The following is a 26,455-nucleotide window of genomic DNA, read 5'->3' as shown; positions in this document are numbered from 1 at the left end:
ACCGCTTCGGGTGCTGACAGCCGAAAGTCGGCCGGCGAGACAGCCGGCCGGCTTCGGTTGTCTCAGCGGCCGGAAGGTCTCGGCATCACCGCTGACATGACGAACACCAGAACCGAATCCGCTCGCCATTGCGGTCGGACTCCACAGCGGTACCACATCGCCGACACGGCAGACCGGCTCGGCCGTACACCCACAGCTGTCGGCCCGGCCGGGTGTCGCCGGTGGTGCAGCGCGACCATCGCAGCCGATTCGCCCACAACATCTCGCGTGCCCGCGATACCAGCCGACCCGGATCGTTCAGTTCCGCAACAGGCGTCGTCGGCAACCGGCCCACGATGAAGCACAACTCGTTGCAGTAGACGTTGCCGATCCCGGCCATCACCGTCTGATCCAACAGTGCCGATGCCAGTGGACGCTGAGGGTCGGCGATCAGGCGGTCTGCGGCCACAGTCGGATCCCAGTCGGCGCCGAGCAGATCCGGACCCAAGTGCGCGACGACGTCACCGTCATGGCGGCGATCCAGCACCTCCAGCACACCCAGATCGACGCCGGTGGCGCGAACAGGGCCGGCCTCCAGGATGATTCGCGCTCGATGATCGGCTGGCCGGCGTCCGATTCGCCAACTGCCCTCCATTTTCAGATGCGAATGGATGCTGGCCGGACCGACGCGGATGAACAGGTGCTTGCCGCGGCTGACCACCTCGTCGACCCGCTGTCCGCTCAGATCGATATCGGCGTACCGCGGGACCCGGACATCGCAGCGGGTCAAGGTCTTTCCCGCCAACGCGGTGGCCAGCACCGTCGCGGTGTGGAAAACGGTGTCCCCCTCGGGCATCAGCGCATCCGCAATCCGCGTGGCGTACGGGAGAACCCGGCCTCGGTCAACGCGTCCAGCGTCGGCGAATCGTGCAGCTCCAGTACCGGTACGCCGTCGACCCGCTCGATGAGAATCCCGTCGACCCGCCGATCGCTGATCAGCTGAGCCAATGCCCCGGCGGCGGCCTGCTGCGCCTCGGCGACACCGGCGAAGTTGAGCAGTGTGCGGCCACCCCGCTCGACGAACCACGCCAGTTCACCGTCGACCAGCACCACCAGCGCGCCTGCCTTGCGACCCGGCCGGGCCGTTCCCGGCTGCGCCGGCCAGCTCAGCGCCGCGCCGTACGGGTTGGCCGGGTCGGCGGCGGCCAGCGCGACCGCGTGGTAGTCCGGACGGGCCGGGTCGACACCGTCGAGGTAGCCACGCAGCCGGTCCACGGTGGAGGCCAGCGCGAACTGTGCTGCCCCCAACGACTCGATGAAATAGCCACGCTGGCATCGCCCGGCGTCCTCGAACGCGGTCAGCACCTTGTAAATGGTGGAAAAACCGCCCGGTACGGCCTCGACGGCCACCGCGCCGCGGGTCAGCACGCCGTAGCGGTGCAGCAACAGCTCGGCGGTGTGGTGTGCCCGCAGGGTGGAATCCTCTTCCGGTGCCGGCAGAGCCGACCAGCGTCCGGCTACCGTCGGGTCGGCGGCGCGGGCAGCGGCGTGCGCCACGCTGTAGCGACTGAGCCGGGGTGGGCGCCTGCTGCGGTGCGCCGGGGTGGCGCGCCGGGTGCCGGCCAGCACCGCGCGCACCGGAGCGAAGGTATCGCCGGTGACCCATCCCGCCCAGATCAGCTCCCACAGTGCGGCTTTCAGAGCCGCCTCGCTTGCGTCACCGCACAGTTGACGGAAGAAGAACGCACCGCCGCCGTGCAGGGCGTCCAAGACCATCCGGTGGGCCTCGGTGAATTCGACCGGCGCCCCGGGTGACAACGTCAGCGGCGCCGAATCGGCGGTGTGAAAGCTGATCCAGCCGTCGGTCGCCGGGGCGCTGCCGGCCGGGGCGCCCGCGCCCGACCAGAGCACCTCCCCGGAGGCCAGCAGTTCATCGAGCATGGCCGGTGAGTAGTCGCGCACCCGCGGGCCGAATATCAACGGCTCGACCGCCGACGCCGGCAGCGCTACGCCGGCCAGTTGCTCGATCACCCCGGCCAGCCCGTCGACACCGGTGGCGCCAGCACCGCCGATCTGCTGCCAGGCCGGCAGGAAGCGCCCGTAGGCGGCCGGCGACACCGGCTCGATCGCCGCGCGCAACGCGGCCAGTGACCGGCGCCGCAGGATCCGCAGCACCTCGGTGTCACACCACTGTTCGCCGGGGGAGTCCGGGAAGTCGGTGAACTCGCCACGCACCACCCGTCCGTCGGCGGCCAGTCGGCCCAGCGCATCGGCCGCCACCCGCACTCCCAGCCCGAACCGGTCCGCGGCCTGCCCGGTGGTGAACGGCCCCCGGGTGCGGGCGAAGCGGCCCAGCAGCTCGCCCAGCGGGTCTGCGACCGGTTCGGTGAAGCCCGTCGGCACCCCGGGCGGCACCGCAACGCCGAGGCCGTCGCGCAGCCGGCCGATGTCCTCGATCGTCACCCACCAGCGGTGCCCGCCGAATGCCACCGTCAGCACCCGCCGGGCGGCCAACAGATGTTCCAGCCAACCGCTCACCTGCGCACCTGCGGCCCGCTCGCTGATCTCGTCATTGGTGAGCGGACCGAGCAGCCGCAGCAGATCGGCCACCCCCTCCGCGTCGCGGGCGGCCTTCTCCGGCGTCAGATGCTGCAGTTGAGCGCTGACGCTGGTGATCACGTCGGTGTCGAGCAGCTCGCGCAGCTCGACTCGGCCGAGCAATTGCGCCAGCAGGGTGGGGTCCAGTGACAGGGCCGCCGCGCGGCGCTCGGCCAGCGGGCTGTCGCCTTCGTACATGAATGCCCCGACGTAGCCGAACAGCAACGACGCCGCGAACGGTGACGGGGTGGTGGTCTCGACCTGGGACACCCGCACCCGGCGTTGGGCGATCCGGGCCATCAGCGCGGTCAGGGCGGGCACGTCGTAGACGTCCTGCAGGCATTCCCGCACGGTCTCCAGCACGATCGGGAACGTCGGATACTTGCGCGCCACGTCCAGCAGTTGGGCGGCCCGCTGGCGTTGCTGCCACAACGGTGTCCGACGGCCGGGATGCCGGCGCGGCAACAGCAATGCCCGGGCCGCGCATTCCCGGAACCGGGAGGCGAACAACGCCGAACCGCCCACCTCGGCGGTGACGATCGGCTCGATCTCGTCCGCGTCGAACACGAACAGTTCGGCGCCGGGGGCGACTGCACCGGAGTCGGTGTTGGGCAGCCGGACCACGATGCCGTCGTCGGAGGCCGTCGGCTTCTCGTCGATGCCGTAGCGGTCGAGCAGCCTGCGGCCCACGGCCAGCGCCAACGGCCCGTGCACGCGCAGCCCGTATGGTGAGTGCAGCACCACCCGCCAGTCCCCGAGCTCGTCGCGGAATCGCTCCACCACCAGCGTGGTGTCGGTGGGCACCGCTCCGGTGGCGGCGCGCTGATCGTCGAGTAGCCGCCTCAGGTTGTCGATCGCGTAGTCATCGAAACCCAAACCTGCGCAGCGTTTGTCGAATGACTCAGGGGCAAGTCCGGCCAACTCGCCGGTGAACGCGCCGAGCGCCGCACCGAGCTCGGCTGGCCGCCCGACACCGTCACCGTGCCAGAACGGCAGCCGGCCAGGCTGGCCGGGTGCCGGCGTGACCAGCACGCGGTCGTGGGTGATTTCGGTGATCCGCCACGTGGTGGCGCCCAGCGAGATCACATCGCCGGGACGCGACTCGTAGACCATCTCCTCATCGAGTTCGCCGACCCGGGAAGGCTTCTCAGCGCCCGCCAGGTACACCGCGAAAAGTCCGCGGTCCGGGATGGCGCCACCGGAGGTGACGGCCAATCGTTGCGCGCCGGGCCGGCCGGTCAGGGCCCCGGTGTCGCGGTCGTAGACCAGCCGCGGCCGCAGTTCGGCGAATTCGGTCGACGGGTATTTGCCGGAGAGCAGGTCCAGCGTCGCCTCGAAGACACCGCGCGACAGGGTGGCGAACGGAGCGCTGCGGCGCACGGTGTCGAACCAGGCTTCGGCGTCCAGCGGTTCCAGCGCGGCCGCGGCCACCGTGTGCTGGGCCAGTATGTCCAGCGGATTGGCCGGTACTGCCAGGGTTTCGATCTGGCCGGCGAGCATCCGCTCTACCGCGACCGCGCACCCGAGCAGATCGGTGCGATGTTTGGGAATCAGTACGCCCGAAGAGATTTCGCCGACCTGATGCCCGGCGCGACCGACGCGCTGCAGGCCGCTGGCCACCGACGGCGGCGCCTCGATCTGGATCACCAAGTCGACCGCACCCATATCGATACCCAGCTCCAGGCTCGAGGTCGCCACCACTGCGCGCAGTCGCCCGCTCTTGAGGTCCTCCTCGACGTCGGCTCGGGTCTGCAGCGACACCGAGCCGTGGTGTGCCCGGGCCAGCGGTGCCGTCGGCTCCGCGATGTCAACATAGCGCTCCGCGTGAATCTCGTTGAGCCGCGCAGTCAGTCGCTCAGCGAGCCGTCGCGAGTTGGCGAACACGATCGAGGACCGGTGGGCTTCGATCAGATCCACGATGCGCTCTTCGACCTCGGGCCAGACGGTGCCCTCGGCCGGATTGGCCATGTCCGGCACCGGGACCTGAACCGTCAGCTCGAACGTCTTGGCGGCCGGAGGAGCCACGATCGTCGCCGGCGACTGCCCGGACAAGAACCGGGCGACTTCTTCAGCGGGACGCACGGTGGCGCTCAAGCCAATCCGTTGGGCGGGTCGGGCGAGTGCTGCGTCGAGGCGCTCCAAGGACAGTGCCAGGTGGGCGCCGCGTTTGGTTGCAGCCACCGCGTGCACCTCGTCGACGATCACTGTGCGCACCCCGGTCAACGTCTCCCGCGCCGCCGAGGTCAGCATCAGAAACAGCGACTCCGGGGTAGTGATCAAGATGTCGGGTGGCTTGGCGACCAGCTCGCGGCGCCGCGCCGGGGAGGTGTCGCCCGAGCGCACTCCCACGGTGATACCGGGAGCGGGCAGATCGCGCTGTGCGGCCAACCGGGCGATGCCGGCCAACGGGGTGCGCAGGTTGCGCTCGACGTCGACGGCCAGCGCTTTGAGCGGCGAGATGTACAGCACCCGGGTGCCGCTACCGGGCCGCTCGGTCAGTTGATCCAGCGCCCAGAGGAATGCCGCCAGCGTCTTACCGGACCCGGTTGGAGCGACGACGAGCGTGTTGTGGCCGTCGGCGATCGCCGACCAGGCCTGCTCCTGCGCCGGGGTCGGCGCGCTGAAGGTGCCGGTAAACCAGTCCCGGGTCAGCGCCGAGAACCGCGCCAGCGGGGCGGGAGTCTCTCGGTCTGGTGGGCTCACCCCGCCATGGTGCCAAGTTCAGCGCCGGAATGCTCCCGCGCTTGCGGTTTTGTGCACGTCGTAGCCGGGTATCCGGCAACGGTGATCGCGGTGATCGGAGGCGGGGGATGATCATTCTGGATGAGGGGCCGGCGACGGTCCGGCCGATATTCGCCGATGCGCGACCGCGGGCGGCAGGAACGTCGCCGCCCGAAGCGCAGCCACGCGATTGGACCTGGGCCAACTGGGCGCTGTCGCTGCTGACCGGGCCTGCTGCTGCGCTGCTGATGGCATTCGCGCTGACCAGAGTGTCAGGTTCCGCGTTGTGCAGCAGGGCGGCCTGCCCCGAACTGAAGGTGCACGGATCGTTGTTCGGCCTGCTCTACCACGGAGCGGCGGGGGTGGCGGCCCTGACGCTGTTTCTGGCCTTCTTCTTGGCGACGCACCGCCGCGGGTTCGCGGTCTGGGTGTGCGGGTGGGCCCTACTGGCGGCCGACCTGATGGTCCTGCTTGCGGTGTTCTGACCGAGCGGTACGTCACTCCTCGACGGTGAAGAACGAGTCGCCGTCTTCGGGACTTCCGGAAACCTGAGCGCGGTGCCGGCCGCCCGCGACAGGCTCGTCGGGATCGTGTTCGGGGCCGGCGACGTCGGGTAATTCGGCCGCCAGCTTCTGATCCAACGACTCATGGGCCGTCTCCTCGTCAGCGGCTTGCCAGTTGTCCGGCGCGGTGACGGTCGCGTCGCCGTCATCGTTGCGCAGCTCGTCGGAGTCGGTGGCCTCACTCGGCGGCAGCGTGTCGTCATCGGTGGTGTCGGTGGCCGCCGTATCGGGCTCGGGTTGTTCGGTCATGGTTCTTGCCCTTCTCAGTTGGCGATGGCCCACTGCGGTGGTGGCGACTCCGGCGTCATGTAGCCGACACCGCGGACCGTGTCGACGATCGATTCGTGGTCGGCGCCGAGCTTGGCGCGCAAGCGCTGCACATGAACGTCGACTTTGCGACGGCCGCCCTCGCCGCCCCATATCTCCCGCAGCAACCGGGTGCGCGTGAATGCCTGGCCGGCATGCCGCACCAGATAGTTGAGCAGTCTGAACTCGGTGAGGGTCAGATCGAGTTCGCGATTCGACAGCGTTGCGGTGAAGCTGTCCGGGTGGATGACCAGGGCGCCGAATCGCAACGTGCTGTGGGTGGATTCGTGCCGCCGGGCCAGGGCCAGTCGCAGCCGGGCGTTCGCCTCGGCCGGCCCTGCGGTCGCGGCCAGAACATCGTCGACGTGCCAGTCGAGGCCGATCGCGGCGAAGTCTTCGGCCGCGACGACGGCCAGCACGGCAGCCCACGGCTCCCAGGCTCCGAGCTTGCGGCAGCTCTCCCGCGCGGCCGGCACATCAGAACAGCCATCCACCAGAACGGCTTTCGCCCCCCGGCAGTCGGCTCGCGCGGTGAGGGTCAGCGGGCGGCGGGCGACCGAATGACCGAAGACCCCCAGCCCCAACAGCGACCGTTCGAACTCGTCGCGGTCGGTCAGTAACAGGATCTCCATCGCCTGGCTCCAACCCGTGGATGCTTTCCGCCTCAAGGCGTTTACTACCCGTTGCACCCAGGAAATAACCCCGGTCCGTAGCGACAGGCCCGGCCCGCCAGGCGGACCGGGCCTGCCCTCCCCTCGGGCTACTGGTGCGACTGTTCGCGCGCCTCGGCTGCCTTCGCACCCGCTCGGGCCGATTCGGCCTCGGCTTGGTGTTTGGCGGCGTCGCGCTGCGCTTCGCCCTTGTCCTGCTGGGCCCGGCCCTCACGAGCCATCTCGTCGTTGCCGGTCACGGCCCCCAACGCTTCCTTGGCCTTGCCTTTGACGCCCTCGACGGCGCCGCGGACGCCGTCTTCGGTGGCGCTCTTCTTGTCGTCCGACATAAGTCCTCCCTTCGTGACTGCGACAGACCCACGCGGGTGTCGAGGTCCGCCACAATGGCAAGGCTTCCCGGGGTTCCGCGCGCCCAAACGTTGCCCCAAACGATGAATCGCCTTGACGCAGAGCTGATCAGCGCGGACGGTGGAATATGTGGAACCGCCCACACCGTCACGCTCTGCTCCCGGTGGCGATCGGCTGGGCCAGGAGGACCGTGAGGTTCGAGCGGCCGCTCGATTCGCCGGGACGATCGCCGCTGTCGCGTTGGCGTTTGTCGTGATCGCGGTGTTGTGGGTGGGCTCATGCGACCCGCAGTCGGCCACCGCGGGATGTGGAAGGCCCTACCGAGCAGTGTTGGCCGCCGGAGGCCCGGTGATTCTGGCCGCCGGTGGATTGCGGGCGTTTATGCGCACCTACCGAGTGTGGCGCGCCCGCGGCACCTGGTGGGGCTGGCAGGGCGCCGGATGGTTCTTGATGACGTTGATGCTGGTCGTCTTACTGGTGAGCGGGGTGCCGATCATGGGTATTGGCTGACCGCGGCGCCGGCCTCGACATCGCTGTTGCATGACTGTGAACATCCTGTAAACCAGGCGCCGCGCTCAACGTATCGTCATACGATAGTTGCGGGTCGCGGACGGGTTCACCTCATATCGGTCGACTTCCGGGGGCGACTTCTGAGATCAGAGTTCAGGAGTGTTCAGGAGGAGGAACGCAATGGGAGACACGTTTCATGACCCGGTAGACCATGTCCGGACGACCCGGCCCCATGCGGGCCGCGCCATGATCGACGTCATGGGCTGGCCGGGCTACTCCCTGCTGGTGGTGGGAATGGTGGCCGGAATCGGCAGCCTCGCCGCATTCGGGACCGGAAACGACCGTCAAGGCGTGGAGGTCGCGGTTGTCGCGGTGCTCGCCGCCGCGTTGGGCACGGTGTGGCTGCTGCTCGAGCACCGCCGGATCAGCAAGGTGAATCATCAGTGGCACCTGGCGCACGCAGAGATGCATCAGCAGGTCTCCACGAGTTAACCCGAGGGGGTCAAGTCGGCCCGGCCGGTGTTCCGGCCGGGCCGCTCTACGCTCACCTGCCGAATTCGATGATTGAGTTGCCCGGCGATCGGGTACAGACTTCCCATGACTGATCTCCGGGCAGCCGGCGTGCGATGTTGACGGTCTCGGCTGAAGGTGGAACGCCCGAGGGTGGCTGCAGGCGAGGGTGGTGAGCAGTCGATTGACACGCAGCAGTAGTCTCGGTCCGATTTCGCCGGGAGGCCTCATGACCGACATTCACAGTGACCGGGCTCAGCCGTCGTGCAGTGAACGGGCCGTCGAACTGCGGGTTACGCCCAGACTGGAAAGTCTGGCGGTGGTACGCATGTTGGTCGGTGCGATCGCTACCTACGAGGATCTCGATGTCGACACCGTTGCTGATCTGCGGCTGGCGATCGATGAGCTGTGTACCCAGCTGATCCGTAGCGCCGCGCCCGGCGCGATGCTGACGGTGGTCATCGACCCGCACGACGACCACGTGACGATTCAGGCGTCGGCAGCCGGTGACGGGGCGGGTGTGCTGACTCCGGGAAGCTTCAGCTGGCACGTGCTCACTTCGCTGGTCGACGACGTCCAGACATTCAGGGATGGGCACGAAACCGACGGCGTGGGTGAGGTATTCGGGGTAACGCTGACAACCCGCCGGGCGGATTCCGAGCGGTGACTCCGCGTGCCGCCGGCAGCGGCTCACAGTCCGGATCCGAGTACGCCGACGTCGGCGACATGTTTCGTGAGCTCGCCGAATACGACGCCGACTCGCCCGACTTCCGCAACCGCAAAGACAAGATCGTGGAGCGGTGTCTGCCGTTGGCGGACCACATCGCTCGCCGGTTCGAGGGCCGCGGGGAGTTGCGGGACGACCTGGTCCAGGTAGCACGGGTGGGTCTGGTCAACGCGGTAACGCGCTTCGACGTCGAAACCGGCTCCGACTTCGTCTCGTTCGCGGTTCCGACGATCATGGGCGAAGTTCGCCGCCATTTTCGCGACAACAGCTGGTCGGTCAAAGTACCGCGGCGGCTCAAGGAGCTGCACCTTCGGCTCGGGGTGGCCACCGCGGAACTGTCGCAACGACTGGGGCGGGCGCCGACCGCCTCCGAGCTTGCGGCCGAGCTGGAGTTGAGCCGCGACGAGGTGGTCGAAGGACTGGTGGCGGGCAGCTCCTACAACACGCTGTCGATCGACGGCGGCGGCAGCTCGGATGAGGACGACGTCCGCTCGATCGCGGACACCCTCGGTGAGGTCGACGCCCGGATGGACCGGATCGAGGACCGAGAGGCGTTGCGGCCCTTGCTGGAAGCTCTTCCGGAGCGAGAACGCACCGTATTGGTGCTGCGGTTCTTCGAGTCGATGACCCAGACGCAGATCGCCGAGCGGGTGGGCATCTCGCAGATGCACGTGTCGCGCCTGCTGGCCAAATCGTTGGCGAAGCTGCGCGACCAGCTGCAGTAGCCCCCGCTCATTGCAGCCCGTAGATGCCCGACCACAACCGGCTCAGTTCGGCTTCGTGAGCGTCGCCAAACATGTAGGCAGGTGCGGCGATCGGCAGCGCGCGTTCGACCCGGATCAGTACGGCTTCGCGACACGGAAACCGCGGTCCGTGGGTGTCGATGACCCATTGGCGCAGCCACTCGTAGACCTCGTCCCCGGGCTGGCGCAACTGCGCGGTGCCCTTGAAGCGATAGCCGCGCCGTTTGAGGAAGTCCACCACGTTGACCTCGATGCGCGGGTCTCGGCGCAGATCGGCCACCGTCGTCGGCGACGCCATATGCATGAACGCCAGGTGCTCGTCGCCGTAGACCAGCAGCGACTCCTTCGGTGACAGGTTCGGCGAACCGTCCGCACAGACCGTGGCCACGAACGCCAGCTTCGCGCTCTCAACGATCTGGCGCATGTCATGGTCGATGATGCACACCGCTCACCCCGTCGCTTCGCAGCCGTCTTTCACCGCCCAGCGGTCGATTACCCGCCCCGGCGCGCGATAAACGACGTCCGCGGCTGCTCAGCTGCCGGCGGTCAGGCCGCGGGTGGCCGGGCCTTCCAGCAGAGTGCCGTCGGGGGCGAAACGCGAACCGTGCAGTGGGCACTCCCAGGCGCGGTCGGCGTCGTTCCAGGTGACAACGCCACCCAGGTGGGGGCAGACCGGGGAGAGGCGGTGTTCGACACCGTCCACGCGACACTGGGCCTGCAGGTGCCACGGGGGTCCGCTGACCACGCCGGCATCGGTGCCCAGGCATTGCTGGCCGATGTGAGCCGCCGGAGTGATCCAGCCCTTCGCCAGGTTGACGCCGACCGCAAGGTTGGCTGCCACGGCCGTCGACAGTCCGCGCAGCTCGCGGGTGCTCCAACTGGCGAACGCCGGGTCCCACCGCGGCCGTTCACCGAGCAGCCGGCCCGACAACGCGAGCGCGGCCGCCGCCCCATTGGTCATACCCCATTTGTTGAAACCCGTTGCCACGTAGATGGTGTCGTTCTCGGGGAGAATGGGACCGACATAGGGGAGCTCGTCGACGGGCGCGTAGTCCTGCGCCGACCACAGGTGGGTGCGGATGGCGCCGGGGTAATGCCTGACCGTCCACGACTCGAGTTCGGCCAGTGCATCGATGGGGTGCTTTTCGCGGCCGACGGTGTGCCCGGCCCCGCCGACGAGCAACAGCTGCGAGTCGTCGACCGGGGCGTAGCGCAGTGACCGCGTCGGCGAGTCGGTGGAGATCATCATCGGTCGGGTGATCTCGCCGGGCACGTCGAATGCCATGCAGTACGACCGGCTGGGCTTGAGGCGGGCGAAGTATCCGCCGCGGTCCAGGACCGGGATTCCGGTGGCCAGCACCAGTTGGGTGGCCTGGAGCTCGGCATTCCCGCGCGGAGCGTTGACTGTCAGGAGAAGGCCGCGACGGTTGCTGGAAACACGCTGCAACCGTGTGTGTTCCACCAGTTGTCCGCCACTGGCGAGCAGCTCGGCGCGCAGCGCGTCGAGAAACGGCATCGGGTCGAACTGTGCCTGCTCGCCCAGCCGGACGCCGCCGTGGTAGGCGAACGGCACCTCGGCGTGCGCCGCCCACGTTGCCGGCAGGCCCAGTGCGCGGCAGGCCTCGAACTCGGCGCGCGCCGCGGCCACCCCACGCTCGGACTGGGCGAAGCTGTAAGCATCCTCGCGCTGGACCGGCACCCCGGCATCGGCGCAGAACGACAGCAGCCAGTCCTGTCCGGCGCGGTTGCCGTCCAGGTAAGCAGCGGCCAGGCCCTTGCCCTGCTTCGCCGAGATCGTCGACAGCTGGGTGCCCTGCAGCAGGCTGATCTTGGCGGTGGTGTTGCCGGTCGCGCAGGACCCCACCGTGCGGGCTTCCAGCACCAGCACCTGGCGGCCGGCCCGGGCCAGCAACACCGCGGTCATCAGCCCGGTGATACCGGCGCCCGCCACCACCACGTCGGCGAGGCCGGGCAGGTCTTCGGCGGTGCCCGAAGCCGGTGATGTTGCGATCCGGTCGGCGAGCCACAACGACGTCATGGTCGATCAGTACCCCGCGGGGCGACCGTGAAACGTGCCGGGACTCGCCGGTGCGGCCAACGCGTTTGCGCTGCGCCACGGGCGGGTAGCCGGGCGATGTTCTCAAGACACGACGGAGGCGACCCGATGCGGGCAGTCACATGGCAGGGCAAGCGCAAAGTTCAGGTCGACACCGTCCCCGACCCGGTGATCGAGAAGCCGACCGATGCCGTCATCGAAGTGACGACTACCAACATCTGTGGATCCGATCTGCATCTCTACGAGGTGCTCGGCGCGTTCATGGATCCCGGCGACATCCTGGGGCACGAGCCGATCGGCATCGTGGCCGAGGTCGGTGCCGCGGTCAGCAATCTCGAGCCCGGTGACCGGGTGGTCATCCCGTTCCAGATCGCCTGCGGGCACTGCTGCATGTGCCGCCGCGGTCTGCCGACGCAGTGCGACACCACCCGGGTGCGTGAGCAGGACACCGGCGCTGCGCTGTTCGGCTACTCGAAGCTCTACGGCCAGGTTCCGGGTGCGCAGGCGCAGTACCTGCGAGTGCCGCAGGCGCAATACACCCACATCAAAGTTCCTGAGGGCCCGCCGGATTCGCGGTTCGTGTATCTGTCCGACGTGTTGCCGACCGCGATGCAGGCGGTCGACTATGCCGCGATACCCGACGGCGGGTCGGTGACGGTGCTGGGGCTTGGGCCGATCGGTGACATGGCGGCACGGATCGCCACCCATCAGGGCGCCCGGGTGATCGGCGTGGATCTGGTGCCCGAGCGGCTGGGCCGGCTGGCTCGGCGCGGGATCGAAATCGTCGACCTCACTCAGGTATCCGACCTCGGTGAGGTGATTCGTGACCGCACCGACGGCCGGGGGACCGATGCGGTGATCGATGCTGTCGGCATGGAGGCACACGGCTCCGTCGGTGCCAAGGCCGTGCAGCAGTTCAGCTCGCTGCTGCCCGATGCCGTGGCCGCACCGTTGATCAGCAAGGCCGGCATCGACCGGCTCGCCGCGCTGTACGCCGCGATCGACATCGTGCGCCGCGGCGGCACCGTGTCGATCGTCGGCGTCTACGGTGGCAAACTCGACCCGCTGCCGATGTTCACCTTGTTCGACAAGCAGATCACCCTGCGGATGGGGCAGGCCAACGTCAAACCACGCGTCGACACGCTCATGCCGCTGCTCACCGACGACGACCCACTGGGCGTCGACACCTTCGCCAGCCACGAACTGCCCTTGGAGCAGGCGCCAGAGGCCTATGAGATGTTTCAGGAGAAGCGCGACGGCGCGGTGAAGATCACGCTCAAGCCGTAACTCAATCCGGGTGGGGGCCTGCCAATAGGTGCGCGGCCTCGAACAGCAGTGCGTGCGCGAACGCCTGCGGCAGGTTGCCGCGCAACTGACGTTGGCGCACGTCGTATTCCTCGGCGAGCAGGCCCGGCGGACCGCATGCGGTGCGGCCCCGCTCAAACCACTGCAGCGCCGCAAGGTCATTGCCCTGCTGGTGATCGGAGAGCGCCATGACGAAGTTGCACAACAGAAACGCCCCCTCGGCCGAGCCGAGCCCGCGCTGGTCGGGCCGGTAGCGGTAGACGAAGCCGTCTTGGGTGAGGTCTCGGCGCACGGCGGCCAGGGTGGCCAGCGTGCGGGCATCATCGGCCGGGACGGCTCCCCGCAGGCCGGGCAGCAGCAGAGCCGCGTCGATCCCCGCGTCGCCGGGTGCGCGTTGCCACCTGCCGTCCCGGTGCAGACAGCCGGCGCTGGTACCGCTGACCAGCTTGTCGGCCAGTTGTTGCCAGTGGGCGCCTTCGGCCAGGGATGCCGCGCCGGCGATTCGGCGCAGCCCGGCCGCGCACATCAGCCGGGAATGGGCCCAGCGTTGGTTGTCGAGTTCCCAGATACCGGCATCTGGTTCGGCGCAACGCTTTTCGATCGCGTCGACCAGGGTGTGAACTGCCCCCCAATGGGTGCTGTCTATCCGGTCGAGCCGGGCGGCGGCGGCCAGCAGCAGCAGCGCCTCCCCGAAGATGTCGAGTTGGAACTGCCGGCCCACCCAGTTTCCGGTTCTGGCCGACGCGCCGGGATAGCCGGGCAGCGGCAGGTCGTGTTCGGACGGCGGCGTCGTGGCGTCGACGCAGTAGGCCGGTCGCAGGTCGGGCCCGTCGGCCAGGACCCGCTCGGTGACGAACCGGACGGCGTCATCAAGCAGTGGATGCGGGCCGGCGGCGGCGATCGCCTGTCCGGTGTAACACTGGTCGCGAATCCAGCAGTAGCGATAGTCGTAGTTGCGCCCCTCCTTGGCGCGCTCCGGCAGTGACATGGTCGCCGCCGCGACCATCCCGCCGCCGGTGCTGGTGAGGCCGCGCAGTACCGCGTAGGACTGTTGTGCGTCCACGTCGGCCAGCGTGCCGGTGACTTCCGGAACGGCTTGGTTCCAGGCGCTTTCGGTGGCGGCCCAGGCCTGCGCCGCGTCGGCCGGCTGCGCCGGCAGTTCGCGGTCGGACAACTCCAGCACCAGGTCGTGGTCACGCCCCGGTGCGACATCGAGCACCATCCGCAGCGACCCGTCGTCGGCGCAGCGGGCCGTGGCAGCGCCGGTCCACCGGAACCGGTGCGGTCCCGATCGACCGGTCCAGACCCCGCCGTCGCAGGACAGTGCCGACATGGCGTCCGCGCCGAAGTCGGCGCGAACGTCGAGCGCGACCTGCATCCGCATCGGTCGGTCGAGTGCCCGGATGCGGCGTAGCACGACCGCGGTGTGGGTGTCGCCGGGGAAGGCCAGCGCCTCGCGGCACTCCACGATTCCGTCGGTGGTGACCCAGCGGGAACGCCAGATCAGTGACCGCTCCTCGTACCGGCCACCCCATACGTAGCGCAGCTCCGGGGTAACGGCATAGACTCCCGAGCCGCCGAGCAGCGAGCTCAAGACCGCCGGACTGTCCCAGCGGGGCAAGCACATCCAGCAGAAGTCGCCGCGCGGCCCGACCACGATCCCGCGCTCACCGTCGGCGATCAATGCATACTGGCGCAGCACCTGCGGCGGATAGCGTTCTGACAGCGACGGGCCGGTGTTCATGATCGGGTGCATACCCTGCGCCGGACGAGGGTAGTCACCGACCTATGAGCCAGCCTCGTGGTGTTGCGGTGCCGATCGACTCGATCGGGATTGCGGCCTACACGATTCCCACCGACGCCGAAGAATCCGACGGCACACTGGTGTGGCATTCGACCACGCTGGTGCTGGTGTCGGTGCGCGCCGCAGGACAGACCGGCACCGGCTACACCTACGCCGGCAGCGCCGCGGCGACGGTGGTGTGCGACCAGCTGGCCGGGGTCATCACCGGCGCCGATGCGCTGTCGCCACCGGCTCGCTGGGCTGACATGGTGCACGCGGTGCGCAACCTGGGCCGCCCCGGACTGGTGGCCGAGGCGATCGCCGCGGTCGACATCGCGCTGTGGGATCTGCGGGCCCGGCTGCTCGACGAGCCGTTGACGGTGGCGCTCGGTGCCGTGCACGAGGCCACCCCGATCTATGGCAGTGGCGGTTTCACCTCCTACGACAACGACACGCTCTGTCGCCAGCTGGCCGTGTGGGTCGAAGAGGGCATCGGCCGGGTCAAGATGAAGGTCGGCCGCGACCCTGCCGTCGACGCCGCACGCGTGGCGGCGGCCCGCTGCGCGATCGGCGCTGCCACCGAGTTGTTCGTCGACGCCAACGGCGCCTACCGACGCAAGCAGGCACTGGACTGGGCGCAGCGCTTCGCCGAGCAACAGGTCGGCTGGTTCGAGGAACCGGTCAGCTCCGACGACCTCGAAGGCTTGCGACTGCTGCGCGACCGCGGGCCGGCGGGCATGGATATCGCCGCGGGTGAATACGGATACGACTTGCCCTATTTCCAGCGGATGCTCGATGCCGGCGCTGTTGACTGTCCGCAGGCCGATGTCACGCGCTGCTTGGGTGTCACCGGAGTGCTCAAGGTGGGCGCACTGTGTGACGCCCGCGGCCTGGACCTGTCGTTGCACTGCGCGCCGCAGATCAGTGCGCACGTCGGTACCGCGCTGTGGCACCTGCGACATCTGGAGTATTTCCACGACCATGTGCGGATCGAGCGGATGGCCTTCGACGGCGTTCTTCACCCCGAGCCGGGCGGAGTGCTGCGTCCGGACCGGGGCGTGCCGGGGCATGGCTTGACCGTCAAAGCGGCGGACCTGGAACGCTTTCGGGTGTTCTGAGGTGTTCGACGGCGAAGTCCGCCGCCTGCGCTGTCATGCCGTTTGCCGCATAGGCCGCATGCGCGGCACCGTCGCCGCCGGCCGAGCAGACCGGATCACCGGGCGCGCACAGGTCGATCGTCTTGGCGGCGTAGCCCGGCCCGATCTCCACGGGCGGCGCCCCGATGGAGTTCAGGAACGCCGCCGACGGCTTTCCCAGCAGCGCCACGGCGGCGACGTGGCCGGCCGCCTCGGGCGGTAGTGGGGCGCCCAGTCCGCCGCCGGCGGTCGGTTCGGTGACGTATCCGATCAGGGCCGCGCCCCGGGAGTATCCACCGAGGACCATTTGGGTGCTCGGGCAACCAGCCGCCATATCGCGGATGTGGCCGGCTGCGTCGGTGATACCGGCGGCGGACGGACCGAATTCGGCTACTGCCGGAAAGTCGACCGGATAGACGTCCACGTTGCGACCCCAAGTGCGCCACCGTAGTGCGTCGATGAACTGTTGGCCGATCCATCCGACACCGGGGGCTTCGCCAGTGCCCCTCGCGAACACCACCTGGATATCGGGGCAGCCGGTGCCGGCCGCGTCGCCGCCGGCGGGTGAGCACAGCAGCGTGCAGCCCGACAGGCCCACCACGGTGAGGACTCGAGTAATCACAGCACTTGGTCCGATACCCACTGTAAACAGTGTGCAAACCGTGGTTTAGCTCCGGAGAAAACGGCAAGCCTAGTTCGGTGCCGTCGTCGACGGAACATGAGTTGAAGGGGAGAAACCAATGATTACAACGTCTTTGACCAGGCTTGCCGCTGTCGGCGGCATGGCGCTGGCGTTGGCGGCGGGCACCGGACTGGCGAACGCCGAGCCGTCTCAGCCGGGCCAGCCGACTCAACCCGGCCAGCCGGCTCAACCGGGCCAGCCCGCTCAGCCGGGCCAGCCGGCTCAACCGGGTCAACCGGGTCAGCCAACCCAATGGTCGCAGCACCCCGCGGTGAACACGACATGCAGCTATTCCCAGGTGGTGGCGGCAATGAATGCGCAATCACCGGACGCCGCAGCACAATTCAACGCGACACCCATGGCGCAGTCGTTCTTGCAGAACTTCCTGGCCGCACCGGCGCCGCAGCGTGAGCAGATGCTCGAGCAGGCCCAGGCGGTGCCGGAGGCGGCGCAGTACGTCAATCTGGTCGGACCCATCGCCAAGACTTGTCACAAGTACTAGAGCGATGGCGCAATCGACCGGGACCGGCAGCACCATCGCCGACGCGGCCAAGCGGGAAGCCGACGCGTATCGCGGCGACAACCCGCGTCCGCTGGGGGGATACGTGATGGTGCTGCTGGTCTACGGCGGGCTGGTCGCGGCGGTAACCGTGGCCGCCGCGGCCACCGGCCGCCGCTTACCGCAGGGCTGGTTGGCCGCAGACCTGCTGACGGTGACGCTGGGGACCCACAAACTGTCCCGAACGCTGGCCAAGGATGCGGTGACCAGCCCGCTGCGGGCGCCGTTTGCCCATTATGCGGGCACCGGCGGCCCTGCCGAGGTGATGGAGGAGACCCGGCACTCCAGCGCGCTGCGGCACAGCGTGGGGGAGCTGCTGACGTGCCCGTTCTGCCTGGACATGTGGGTGGTCACCGCGTTCACCGCGGGGCTGGTGCTCGCTCCGCGGCTGACCCGGCTGGTTGCGGGTACGTTCACCGCGCTGGCCGGGGCTGATTTCCTGCAACTGGCCTACGCGAAGGCCCAGCAGATGACCCAGCAGTGACGACGGAGATTCCTGGTGCGAAGGCACGAACCGCCAACGAGGAGCATCGCCTTCAACCTGCCGCGGACGGTGACGCTGGCCGCCGACGCCGCGCTGCTGGGGCTGGCGGCCACGCACGGCTACGTACTGGCCACCGCGACGGACCCGCCGGAATATTTCGCGGTGTACTGCGTAGCGGTGATCATCGGCTGCGTCGTCGCCGCCGGCACCACCTGGATCGACGTCGACCATATTGTGCCGGCCGGGGGATGGATGGCCGGCGGCGTCATCTGCACCGCTGTTGTGATCGGCTATCCGATCGGCCGGCTGGTGGACCTGCCCGGTTTGCCGGCGCTGACCGGACGATGGGATCTGGCTCCGGGAAGCCTCGCGCTGGCCTGCGCGGCCGCCTTCCTCGGGCTGTATCTGACGGTCTTGTCCGGGGTCAATGTGGCGTTCGGACAGCGCAGGGGCTGGTATGAGTGATGGTGCTCGACTATCCCGCGTGGCTACGGATCGACCACTGGCTCAACGTCTTATTCCTGACGCTGCTGCTGCGTAGCGGCATCGAGATCCTGTCCACCCATCCGAAGCTCTACTGGCACGACGACAGTGCGCCGGGAACGGAGTGGGCCCGGTTCACCGGCAAGGTGATGCCGACCGACAAGCTCTACGACACCTTGGATGAGGAACAGGACTATCACCCGTTGATCGCACTGCCGGGTCACGCGCAGCTCGGCATCGGCCGGCATTGGCATTTCGCTGCGGTCATCGGCTGGATTCTGGTGGGTCTGTCTTACTACGTCTTGCTGTTCGCAACCGGCCAGTGGCACCGGTACTGGCCGTATTCGTGGTCGATCTTCGGCGAGGCGTGGGACGACATCGTCACCTACCTGAGCTTCAATCTGCCGTCGCTGCTGCCGGGCGAACCGCTGGATGCCATCCAGAAGCTGACCTACGCCGGGGTGATCTTTGTGTTGGCGCCGTTTCAGATCCTCACCGGCGCCGCGCAGTCGCCGGCGATCGAGGCCCAGTTCCCCCGCTACGTGCGGCTGTTCGGCGGGCGCCAAGTTGCCCGGAGCCTGCATTTCCTGGGGCTGATCGCGTTCGCGGTGTTCATCGTGATCCACCTGGCGATGGTGTTCTTCTGGGGCTGGGGCCGGCTGACGGCTTTGATGATCTTCGGGTCGGTCCGCCACGTCTACTGGGCGACTGTGCTGTCATTGCTCATCATCGCGGTGATCGTCGCGGTCCACATCGCGGCGACCCGGTGGAGCCAGCGCAGCCCGTCATCGGTGCGTCGGGTGCTCGGGGCGGTGATCAGTGTGCCGCGTCGAACCCTGCTGCGGCGGTTGGACTCTCGGCAGGATTATCCGGTGAAGATGCTGTCGCCGCAGCACCGCGTCAACGGCAAACCGCCGACCGCCGAGTACTACAAGGTGATGGCGGTGCACGACTTCGTCGACTGGCGCCTGCGGGTCGGTGGTCTGGTGGAACACCCGGTGACCCTGGACCTGGCGGGGCTGCGCGACCTCGCCGAGCCGCAGACCCAGCGGGTGCTGCACAACTGCGTTCAGGGCTGGTCGTCCATCGGCGAGTGGACCGGGCTTCCGCTGGGAGCCCTGGTGGACCTGGTGCGGCCGTTGCCGCCGGCCCGCTACATCTGCTTTATGAGCATGCAGGACAACAGCACCGACGAGCCGAGCGCGCACGGTGGGGGGCAGTTCTACGAGGTGTTCGATCTGGAGCTGGCGCACAAGCCGCAGATGCTGTTGGCCTACGCGATGAATGGCCAGCCGCTGCCGATCAAGCACGGGGCGCCCCTGCGGCTTCGGGCGGAGACACAGGTGGGTTTCAAAATGGCCAAATGGATCAACCAGATCGAGTTCATCGACGACTACACCCACATCGGGAAGGGACGCGGTGGCTGGCGTGAGGACAACGTCTACTACGGCATGGACGGGGAGATCTGACGTGACCGCAATCGCCGGTGCGCGTCCGGAACTGATCGAGTTGAGCCAGGTCGCCCGCGATCGGGTGTCGGAACTGGTCACGGTGCGCGGCGGTTACTGTGCGGCATGTGGTGGAGCCGATTTCGCGGTAGGGCAGGCGCTGTACCTGGGCTTCCTGTTTCTCGATGAGGACGACGACGCCTACCTCGTCGCACTGACCTGTCGCAATACCTGCTGCCCGCAGTCGCGAACCGCGATCCGGCTGCGGTACAAGGAATTTCTGGCCAACTAGCCGGGAAGTTGCGGGCGGGCGAGATCGAACCGCGCTGCCAGGTCGGTCACGCCACGCAGCTCGTCGCAGACCGCGGTGAAGCGGCGCTCGGCGTCGTCGTCGAGCAGGCCACGGTCGTGGTAATAGACCAGCCGGCGTAGCCGTCCGGCCAGCGCGGTGCCCCACCGGATGCTCAAGTCGTAGGTCTGTTCGTCGTCGACTTCGTTGCGCCGCGCCAGTTCACGCAGCGCGCGCACCTCGGTGAGCACCGCGACGTCGTCGTCGATGCTGATTCTCATAGCGGCGGTTTGGCGACGCTGACCAAGACCGGCTGGCCGACAAGGGTCAGATATATCCGGTCGGGGCCGATCGCCATGCCGGACAGTGGGGCGGACCGGGCCGGTCCGGACGGTAGACCGGCCCGGTAGTCAATGTCGCGCAGCACCGGAATGCTGGCGTGGGGATAGCCGGTGAACGTCGCCGACTCAAAGACGGTCACGCGTGCGTTGGTGGCGGCGTAAACCCGGGTGTCGTCTGAGCCGAGATAGCGGATCGGCGAGGAGATCGACGAGCGACCGACCATCTGCAAACCGTGCCCGCCGCGGGCGGTCTCGACGGCGTACAGGGTGTCGCCGCTCGCGTCGGTCAGATAGACCCGGCTCGCCGCGGTGCCGTCGCCGGCTGCCGCGATCACCACGGCGTCGTAGTGGCCGCGTTGCTCCGGCGGCGACGATGCCCCCTTGTAATAAGAGATTCCGTCCGACCCGTAGACGTGGTATTCGATCGCGCGGCCCCGGTTGGCGCCGTCGATCACCCCGGTGGCGCCCGCAAATACCTGAGCGGCTGGCAGTTTCCGTAGGCCGAACTCCTCGACCGGGGTGACCGTCGACCCGTCCGCGGACAGCGCGAGCAGCACCCGCATTCCCGAGTCTTCGGACAGGTAGGCCGGAGCCGGACCGGCGTCGATGTCGCCGACCTGACGCAGGCCGGTCAATTCGACCGCCGCTACCCGGTTGCGCGCCGGCTGAGGGACGAACACCGTCCGATCATCGGCGCGGCTGATCTGCACGTTGCGTCCGGCGTCCAGTGGCGCCGACAACCGGGTCGCCACCGTGTCGGGGTTGTCGGGGTGATCGACCGCCGCCAGCCGCCCATCATCGGTCAGCGCGAGCAGCGCTCCGGTGGCATAGGAGAACACCGGGGCGTGCAGCGGTGTCGACACCTGAACCGAGACGGCCGCCGGTGTGCTCTGTGAGATCGGCGGCGAGCAGCCGGCGCACGCGAACATGCCGACGGCTGTCGCTCCGAGCCCGGCCCGCCAATCCATTGCGACGGGATACCCCCGCAATTGCCCTACTACACCGCTTCGTTTGTGCGGCCGGGCAGCCGGGTATGCGGATCGGTGTTGGGGGAGCTGTCCGCAGCACGCAAAGGAGAGGTCATGTCCGGATCGCTGGCAGGACGACGGGTCGCGTTTCTGGTGGCGCCAGAGGGTGCCGAACAGGTCGAGCTGACCGAACCGTGGCGCGCGGTAGCCGAGGCCGGCGCGCGGCCGGTGTTGGTGTCCACAACCGCCGGTCCGGTTCAGGCCTTCAACCATCTGGATCGCGCCGACAAATTCGACGTGGACCGGCAGGTCAGCGATGCCTCGGCGGATGACTTCGACGCGCTGGTCCTGCCGGGCGGGGTGGCCAACCCCGACCAGTTGCGCACCGATGAGCGGGCAGTGTCGTTCGTGCGGGAATTCTTCGACGTGGGCAAACCGGTCGCTGTCATCTGCCATGGCCCGTGGACGCTTGTCGAGGCCGGAGTCGTTGCCGGCCGGCGGATTACGTCATGGCCGAGCCTGCGCACCGACATCGTCAATACGGGCGGTGATTGGGTCGATGAGGAGTTGGTGCGCTGCGACTGTGGGCCGTCAATCCTGCTGTCCAGCCGTAAACCCGACGACCTGCCCGCTTTCTGCGACGCGGTGGTCGAGGAGTTCGCGGCTCGCGGGGCGACGCTGTGATGGGCGAGCCGATGCCGGTACCGGTCGAGACCGACAACCGCCGCGCCCGGCTCTGGGTCAACTGGGCCGCCGCCCTGTTGACGGCCGCAGGGGCTGCGCTGGTGATGATCTTCGCGATGGGCGCGGTGATGAGCACCGCCGCCTGCAGCACCACCGAGTGCCCCGACATGGGTCCCAGCGGGGTGGTCTTCGGCCTGCTGTACTACGGCGCACCGGCCGTCTCCGCGCTCACCATCCTGGCGTCGTTCTTCACCGCGGGGCGGCGACGTGGCTTCCTGGTGCCGGTGGCAGGTTGGGTGCTGCTGGCACTCGATCTGCTGGCACTGCTCATCGTCTTTCGGCGTTAGATGACGGCGGCTCGTCGATGGATCAGCGCCGAGCACCCGTGCTGGAAGCCCTGGCCGATTACCACCGCAAGGGCCGGTACGGGTTCAGCCCGCCCGGCCATCGTCGGGGCCGCGGCGCCGACAAGCCAGTGCTCGACGTGCTGGGCGCCGACCTGTTCCGCGCCGACGTGCTCGCCCGCGGCGGTTTGGATGACTGGGAAGCACGCGGCGAGTTCCTGACCGACGCCGAGCAATTGATGGCCGACGCGGTCGGTGCCTCGACGGCATTCTTTTCCACCTGCGGCAGTTCGCTTTCCGTCCGCGCCGCGATGATGGCGGTGGCCGGCGGCGCTGACGGTGGGCTGCTGCTGCCCCGCGACAGCCACAAGTCCGTGGTGGGTGGGCTGATCTTCTCCGGTATCCAGCCACGCTGGATCGCCCCGCGCTGGGACGCTGAGCGGCATCTATGCCACCCGCCGTCGCCGGAACGGGTTGCCGGCGCGTGGGAGGAAAACCCCGATGCCGCGGGCGCGTTGGTGGTCAGCCCGTCGCCGTACGGTACTTGCGCGGACCTGGCTGCCATCGCCGAGATCTGTCATCAGCGCGGCAAGCCGCTGATCGTCGACGAGGCATGGGGCGCGCACCTGCCCTTCCACCAAGATCTGCCGACCTGGGCGATGGACGCCGGCGCCGACGTCTGCGTGGTCAGCGTGCACAAGATGGGAGCGGGATTCGAGCAGGGCTCGGTCTACCACATCCAGGGCGATCTCATCGACCGAGAGCGACTGACGGCCTGCGCCGATCTGTTGATGACCACCAGCCCCAGCGTGCCGATCTACGCAGCACTGGACGGCTGGCGCCGCCAGATGGTGCACCACGGGCATGAACTGTTGGGCGCCGCACTGAAATTGGCGCGCGACGTGCGTGGGCGCATCGATGAGATCGCGGGAGTCGAAGTGCTCGAACAGGCGCTGCTCGGCAGGGAGGCCTCCCACGATCTGGACCGGCTGCAGGTGCTGGTCGACGTGTCGGCGACCGGTACCTCGGGTTATCAGGCCAGGGACTGGCTGCGCGAACACCGCTGCCTCGACGTGGGGTTGGCCGATCACCGGCGCATTCTGGCCACTATGTCCATCGCCGATGATGCCGGCACCGCCGACCGGCTGCTGGACGCACTACGCGGTTGGCGCAATGCCGCAACGTCTTTCGAACCACCACCTGAGATCCGTATACCGTCGCCGCAGGAGCTGCAGTTGGAGACCGTGCAACTGCCCCGGGACGCGTTCTTTGGCTCGACCGAGATGGTCGCCGCGCCGCAGGCGGCCGGACGGATCGCCGCCGAGCAGATCACGCCGTACCCGCCCGGCGTACCGGCAGTGGTACCCGGCGAACGACTCAACTCCGCGGTCATCGACTATCTGCGCACCGGGCTGGCGGCCGGAATGGCGTTGCCCGACGCCGCCGACCCGTCACTGGAACGCATCCGGGTGGTGGCCTGAGGGGCTGGCGCGGGTTTTGCCCCGTCCCGGTCGGGGTAGCCCATGGCCATGGCACAGACGACTTTGCACAGCCGGACCGATGTGGTCGATTTCCTCACCGCGCAGCATCAGCGGATCAAAACCCTGTTCGACGAGACGCTGCTGGCCGCCGGCGCCGAGCGCGACGAGTCGTTCGTCCGGTTGCGGCGGCTGCTGGCCGTTCACGAGACGGCCGAAGAGGAGATCGTTCATCCGCGAGCTGCCCACGAACTCGACAACGGCCGCGCGATGATCGACGCACGGCTGGCCGAGGAGAAGCAGGCCAAGGAAGCCCTGGGTGAACTGGAGAACGTCAACGTCGACTCGGAGTTCTTCACCGAAAAGCTGCGGGAGCTTCGTGACGATGTACTCGAACATGCCGAGCACGAAGAACACGACGAATTTGCCCGGCTGCGTGACGAACTCAGTGACTCCGAACTGCAGCTGCTGGAACGGGCAGTCAGGCTCGCCGAAGCGATCGCACCGACCAGGCCGCACGCCGGGGTCGAGGGCGCACTGGCCAATGCATTCGTCGGGCCGTTTGCCTCGATGGTGGATCGGGCACGCGACGCGATCCTGGGGTATGACTCATGATCGGCCTCGGGGTGTTGCTGCTGATCCTGGGACTGGTGTTCGACGTCTACGTCCTGTGGGCGATCGGGATCGTCCTGCTGGTCGTCGGCGCGGTGTTCTGGCTGCTGGGTGCGGTGGGGCGCCCAGTTGGCGGCAGGCGGTACTGGTACTGATCGCTTGGTGCTCGGGTCAGACTCGCCCTCCAGCGCCCAGCGTGTTCTGCATGTCACCCTTCATGGCCACCAGTTGGGCGTTCCAGTAGCCCCAGCTGTGCACGCCGTTGCTGTCGATGTTGAACGTCGCGTTGTGACCGCCCGCGCCGGTGTAGGCGTCGCGGAAGGCGACGTTGCTTTGCATGACGACCTGCTCGATCACCTGGCCGGGCAGGCTTCCCTCGCCGATCTCCGACGGGCTGCCGTTGCCGCTGTAGATCCACAAGCGGGTGCCGTTTCCCGCCAGGCGCCCGGCTTGCACCGTCGGGTCGTTACGCTGCCATCCCGCACTGCCCGAGGGACCCCACATGTCCTGCGGGTTGAAACCGCCCTCGTCGTTCATGGCCATTCCGATCAGCGTGGGACCGTTGCCGCTGGACGGCGTCAGCAGCGCTGAAAGCGAGGCGGCGTAGGTGAATTGCTGTGGGTGGTAGGCCGCCAGGGTCAGCGCCGACGATCCGGACATGGACACGCCCACCACCGCGTTGCGGGTGGACCGTACGCCCTTCCCCGCGAGGTAGTTCGGCAGCTCACTGGTCAGAAACGTCTCCCATTTGTAGGTCTGCCCATTGGCCGACCCGTACCAGTCGGTGTAGAAGCTGGAGCGCCCACCCACCGGCGCCACCACCGACATCCCCGAACCGCTGTACTCGTTGAACGCCGGCGTTTCGATGTCCCAGCCGCTGCGGTCGTCACGAGCCCGTAGGCCGTCCAGCAGGTAGACAGCCGGCGCGCCGCCGCCCTGGAATTCGACGGTGATGTTGTGGCCCATGCTCGGCGAGGGCACAGAGAAAAATTCCGGCCCGGCGGCGCCGGCGGGCGGGGCCGATGCACCCAGGCCGATCAATGCCGGCAGCAACACTGCCGCCGCTGCGACCGCGCTGACCCGGCGCGGCCGGTGCGTTGCGTTGTTCCCCATCGTTCTCCCCTTTCGCACAGACCCGAACGCCAAGGCCCGTCGACCGGCTGTGTGAGAGGGGAGAGACCAACACAGGGCCCGTGAGGCTTTGGTTCCCTCCGTCGGCATTGTGAGTTACCGCGAAGGGCTGCCCTGCAGTCTGAAGACAGATACCTAACCTTCTTGTCTTAACAAAGTGGCGGACCATTGTCCAGAGTGTTGGCCAAAAGCGCCGCCGGCATAAAAATTTTCGGGCAGGCGGTTTGGGCCGGGGCCGCGGTGGGCACCTCCACCGACATGTTCGCGCGTACCAGTCTCGATTCCATTGGCCCGCTGGTGATCGCGGTATCGGCAGCCGGTGCCGCGATGCTCCTCACTCCCGGCGTTCCCGCCGCGAGAGCTGCGCCATGTCCCGATACCGAGGTGGTCTTTGCGCGCGGAACCGGCGAGCCGCCGGGCGTCGGCCCAACGGGTCAAGCGTTCCTCAATGCGCTGGACGCACGCCTGGGTACAAGCCCGGCCGTCTACGCGGTCAATTATCCGGCTACCGATCAGTGGGGCACCGGTGTTGACGGCATTCGGGACGCGGGTGCTCACGTCGTCTCCCGGGCGACCACCTGTCCCAAAACCAAGATGGTGCTGGGAGGGTACTCCCAGGGCGCGGCGGTCATGGGTTTCGTCACCTCGGCGCAGGTGCCCGACGGGGTGGACCCGGCGACGGTGCCCAAGCCGCTGGACCCCGACGTCGCCGATCACGTGGCCGCGGTCGTGTTGTTCGCCATGCCCAATGAGCGGGCGATGAACTTCCTGAACGAACCCACAATCGCGATCGGACCCTTGTACCAGGCGAAGACACTGCAGGTGTGCGCGCCCGAGGACGCGGTGTGCTCCGACGGCATGAACTTCGCGGCGCACGACAGCTACGCCGGCGACGACGTGACGATGGTCCAACAGGGGGCCGACTTCGCCGTCCGGCAGCTGCGCCAGGGCCGCGTGGGATAGCCCACTGGCCGGCCGCAGGCATCGCCGCCGAAG

General features: G+C 68.2%; 29 protein-coding genes and 1 pseudogene. 18 read left to right on the top strand and 12 right to left on the bottom strand.

The window, feature by feature from the left end:
- Positions 1-85 precede the first annotated feature (85 nt).
- Positions 86-835, bottom strand: a complete 750-nt coding sequence (gene nei2, locus K3U94_RS17585; protein WP_220694543.1) for an endonuclease VIII Nei2 — start codon at positions 833-835, stop codon at positions 86-88.
- On the bottom strand, positions 835-5,280 hold the full coding sequence (locus tag K3U94_RS17580) for an ATP-dependent helicase (RefSeq protein WP_220694542.1): 4,446 nt from the start codon (positions 5,278-5,280) through the stop codon (positions 835-837). The genes nei2 and K3U94_RS17580 overlap by 1 nt, the downstream gene beginning before the upstream one ends.
- A 107-nt stretch (positions 5,281-5,387) precedes the next feature.
- Here K3U94_RS17580 and K3U94_RS17575 point away from each other — a divergent pair, with 107 nt between their 5' ends.
- Positions 5,388-5,783: a hypothetical protein gene (locus K3U94_RS17575; RefSeq protein WP_052956810.1), complete on the top strand. Its 396-nt coding sequence runs from the start codon at positions 5,388-5,390 to the stop codon at positions 5,781-5,783.
- 12 nt (positions 5,784-5,795) lie between these two features.
- Here the strand turns inward: K3U94_RS17575 and K3U94_RS17570 are convergent, their stop codons facing one another.
- The 3 genes from K3U94_RS17570 to mbp1 form a co-directional block, all read right to left on the bottom strand.
- Positions 5,796-6,110: a hypothetical protein gene (locus tag K3U94_RS17570; protein ID WP_220694541.1), complete on the bottom strand. Its 315-nt coding sequence runs from the start codon at positions 6,108-6,110 to the stop codon at positions 5,796-5,798.
- A gap of 14 nt (positions 6,111-6,124) precedes the next feature.
- Positions 6,125-6,799, bottom strand: a complete 675-nt coding sequence (locus tag K3U94_RS17565) for a winged helix-turn-helix domain-containing protein (protein ID WP_220694540.1) — start codon at positions 6,797-6,799, stop codon at positions 6,125-6,127.
- Positions 6,800-6,927: 128 nt separating this feature from the next.
- Positions 6,928-7,167, bottom strand: a complete 240-nt coding sequence (gene mbp1 / locus K3U94_RS17560; RefSeq protein ID WP_047318711.1) for a microaggregate-binding protein 1 — start codon at positions 7,165-7,167, stop codon at positions 6,928-6,930.
- 148 nt (positions 7,168-7,315) lie between these two features.
- Between mbp1 and K3U94_RS17555 the strand changes: the two genes are divergently transcribed.
- The 4 genes from K3U94_RS17555 (at position 7,316) to K3U94_RS17540 (ending at position 9,658) form a co-directional block, all read left to right on the top strand.
- Positions 7,316-7,696 (top strand): hypothetical protein, encoded by a 381-nt coding sequence (locus K3U94_RS17555; protein ID WP_047318868.1) that lies wholly within the window; start codon positions 7,316-7,318, stop codon positions 7,694-7,696.
- A gap of 180 nt (positions 7,697-7,876) precedes the next feature.
- A complete protein-coding gene (gene usfY / locus K3U94_RS17550) occupies positions 7,877-8,188 on the top strand; it encodes a protein UsfY (protein WP_047318712.1) in 312 nt (103 codons plus the stop codon).
- 247 nt (positions 8,189-8,435) lie between these two features.
- A complete protein-coding gene (locus K3U94_RS17545; RefSeq protein ID WP_220694539.1) occupies positions 8,436-8,873 on the top strand; it encodes an ATP-binding protein in 438 nt (145 codons plus the stop codon).
- A complete protein-coding gene (locus K3U94_RS17540; RefSeq protein ID WP_047318714.1) occupies positions 8,870-9,658 on the top strand; it encodes an RNA polymerase sigma factor SigF in 789 nt (262 codons plus the stop codon). The genes K3U94_RS17545 and K3U94_RS17540 overlap by 4 nt, the downstream gene beginning before the upstream one ends.
- Positions 9,659-9,665: 7 nt before the next feature.
- Here the strand turns inward: K3U94_RS17540 and K3U94_RS17535 are convergent, their stop codons facing one another.
- Both K3U94_RS17535 and K3U94_RS17530 read right to left on the bottom strand, forming a co-directional pair.
- A complete protein-coding gene (locus K3U94_RS17535) occupies positions 9,666-10,100 on the bottom strand; it encodes a pyridoxamine 5'-phosphate oxidase family protein (RefSeq protein ID WP_230987188.1) in 435 nt (144 codons plus the stop codon).
- A 108-nt stretch (positions 10,101-10,208) separates the two neighbouring features.
- On the bottom strand, positions 10,209-11,714 hold the full coding sequence (locus tag K3U94_RS17530) for an FAD-dependent oxidoreductase (protein ID WP_220694537.1): 1,506 nt from the start codon (positions 11,712-11,714) through the stop codon (positions 10,209-10,211).
- A 126-nt stretch (positions 11,715-11,840) separates the two neighbouring features.
- Between K3U94_RS17530 and K3U94_RS17525 the strand changes: the two genes are divergently transcribed.
- The gene (locus K3U94_RS17525) at positions 11,841-13,019 is read left to right on the top strand and encodes an alcohol dehydrogenase catalytic domain-containing protein (RefSeq protein WP_220694536.1); all 1,179 of its coding nucleotides are present in this window, start codon (positions 11,841-11,843) and stop codon (positions 13,017-13,019) included.
- A 1-nt stretch (position 13,020) separates the two neighbouring features.
- Here the strand turns inward: K3U94_RS17525 and K3U94_RS17520 are convergent, their stop codons facing one another.
- A complete protein-coding gene (locus K3U94_RS17520) occupies positions 13,021-14,781 on the bottom strand; it encodes a glycoside hydrolase family 15 protein (RefSeq protein ID WP_220694535.1) in 1,761 nt (586 codons plus the stop codon).
- A gap of 44 nt (positions 14,782-14,825) precedes the next feature.
- On the opposite strand from K3U94_RS17520, the gene K3U94_RS17515 reads away from it, so the two are divergent.
- Entirely contained in the window at positions 14,826-15,938 is a 1,113-nt protein-coding gene (locus K3U94_RS17515; protein WP_220694534.1) for an enolase C-terminal domain-like protein, read from the top strand.
- Here K3U94_RS17515 and K3U94_RS17510 read toward each other — a convergent pair.
- Positions 15,901-16,578, bottom strand: a complete 678-nt coding sequence (locus tag K3U94_RS17510) for a cutinase family protein (RefSeq protein ID WP_434084877.1) — start codon at positions 16,576-16,578, stop codon at positions 15,901-15,903. The two genes, K3U94_RS17515 and K3U94_RS17510, sit on opposite strands and share 38 nt — an antisense overlap.
- Positions 16,579-16,903: 325 nt before the next feature.
- On the opposite strand from K3U94_RS17510, the pseudogene K3U94_RS24380 reads away from it, so the two are divergent.
- From K3U94_RS24380 to K3U94_RS17485, 5 genes and pseudogenes are all read left to right on the top strand, one after another.
- Positions 16,904-17,140: pseudogene (locus tag K3U94_RS24380) on the top strand (hemophore-related protein); the annotation flags it as partial.
- A 4-nt stretch (positions 17,141-17,144) separates the two neighbouring features.
- Positions 17,145-17,681 carry a DUF1360 domain-containing protein gene (locus K3U94_RS17500; protein WP_220694533.1) on the top strand — a complete coding sequence of 179 codons (537 nt, stop codon included), beginning with the start codon at positions 17,145-17,147 and terminating at the stop codon, positions 17,679-17,681.
- A 15-nt stretch (positions 17,682-17,696) separates the two neighbouring features.
- Positions 17,697-18,146 (top strand): oxidoreductase, encoded by a 450-nt coding sequence (locus K3U94_RS17495; RefSeq protein WP_220694532.1) that lies wholly within the window; start codon positions 17,697-17,699, stop codon positions 18,144-18,146.
- Positions 18,143-19,633 (top strand): molybdopterin-dependent oxidoreductase, encoded by a 1,491-nt coding sequence (locus K3U94_RS17490; protein ID WP_220694531.1) that lies wholly within the window; start codon positions 18,143-18,145, stop codon positions 19,631-19,633. The genes K3U94_RS17495 and K3U94_RS17490 overlap by 4 nt, the downstream gene beginning before the upstream one ends.
- Before the next feature lies 1 nt (position 19,634).
- On the top strand, positions 19,635-19,904 hold the full coding sequence (locus K3U94_RS17485; protein WP_220694530.1) for a hypothetical protein: 270 nt from the start codon (positions 19,635-19,637) through the stop codon (positions 19,902-19,904).
- Here K3U94_RS17485 and K3U94_RS17480 read toward each other — a convergent pair.
- Both K3U94_RS17480 and K3U94_RS17475 read right to left on the bottom strand, forming a co-directional pair.
- Complete coding sequence (locus K3U94_RS17480; protein ID WP_220694529.1) at positions 19,901-20,182, bottom strand: hypothetical protein; 282 nt, start codon at positions 20,180-20,182, stop codon at positions 19,901-19,903. The genes K3U94_RS17485 and K3U94_RS17480 overlap by 4 nt on opposite strands.
- Positions 20,179-21,210, bottom strand: coding sequence for a hypothetical protein (locus tag K3U94_RS17475; protein ID WP_220694528.1), 1,032 nt, complete (start codon positions 21,208-21,210; stop codon positions 20,179-20,181). The genes K3U94_RS17480 and K3U94_RS17475 overlap by 4 nt, the downstream gene beginning before the upstream one ends.
- Positions 21,211-21,324: 114 nt before the next feature.
- Between K3U94_RS17475 and K3U94_RS17470 the strand changes: the two genes are divergently transcribed.
- Genes K3U94_RS17470 through K3U94_RS17450 form a run of 5 tightly spaced genes read left to right on the top strand, consistent with a single transcriptional unit; the run spans position 21,325 to position 24,483 of the window.
- A complete protein-coding gene (locus K3U94_RS17470) occupies positions 21,325-21,894 on the top strand; it encodes a type 1 glutamine amidotransferase domain-containing protein (protein ID WP_220694527.1) in 570 nt (189 codons plus the stop codon).
- The gene (locus K3U94_RS17465) at positions 21,894-22,241 is read left to right on the top strand and encodes a hypothetical protein (protein WP_230987185.1); all 348 of its coding nucleotides are present in this window, start codon (positions 21,894-21,896) and stop codon (positions 22,239-22,241) included. Before K3U94_RS17470 ends, K3U94_RS17465 begins: the two co-directional genes overlap by 1 nt.
- A gap of 17 nt (positions 22,242-22,258) precedes the next feature.
- Positions 22,259-23,719 (top strand): aminotransferase class I/II-fold pyridoxal phosphate-dependent enzyme, encoded by a 1,461-nt coding sequence (locus K3U94_RS17460; RefSeq protein WP_220694525.1) that lies wholly within the window; start codon positions 22,259-22,261, stop codon positions 23,717-23,719.
- A gap of 48 nt (positions 23,720-23,767) precedes the next feature.
- Positions 23,768-24,331: a hemerythrin domain-containing protein gene (locus K3U94_RS17455; RefSeq protein WP_220694524.1), complete on the top strand. Its 564-nt coding sequence runs from the start codon at positions 23,768-23,770 to the stop codon at positions 24,329-24,331.
- Positions 24,328-24,483 (top strand): DUF6131 family protein, encoded by a 156-nt coding sequence (locus K3U94_RS17450; protein ID WP_167344268.1) that lies wholly within the window; start codon positions 24,328-24,330, stop codon positions 24,481-24,483. Before K3U94_RS17455 ends, K3U94_RS17450 begins: the two co-directional genes overlap by 4 nt.
- Before the next feature lie 16 nt (positions 24,484-24,499).
- On the opposite strand, the gene K3U94_RS17445 is transcribed toward K3U94_RS17450, so the two are convergent.
- Positions 24,500-25,441, bottom strand: a complete 942-nt coding sequence (locus tag K3U94_RS17445; RefSeq protein WP_220694523.1) for an esterase family protein — start codon at positions 25,439-25,441, stop codon at positions 24,500-24,502.
- Positions 25,442-25,699: 258 nt separating this feature from the next.
- On the opposite strand from K3U94_RS17445, the gene K3U94_RS17440 reads away from it, so the two are divergent.
- On the top strand, positions 25,700-26,422 hold the full coding sequence (locus K3U94_RS17440) for a cutinase family protein (protein ID WP_047318873.1): 723 nt from the start codon (positions 25,700-25,702) through the stop codon (positions 26,420-26,422).
- The last annotated feature ends 33 nt before the right edge of the window (positions 26,423-26,455 follow it).

This window comes from Mycolicibacter heraklionensis, from assembly GCF_019645815.1.
Lineage (GTDB): Bacteria > Actinomycetota > Actinomycetes > Mycobacteriales > Mycobacteriaceae > Mycobacterium > Mycobacterium heraklionense.
The sequence above is the reverse complement of the archived record's forward strand: the minus strand, read 5'-3'. Positions and strand labels throughout refer to the sequence as shown.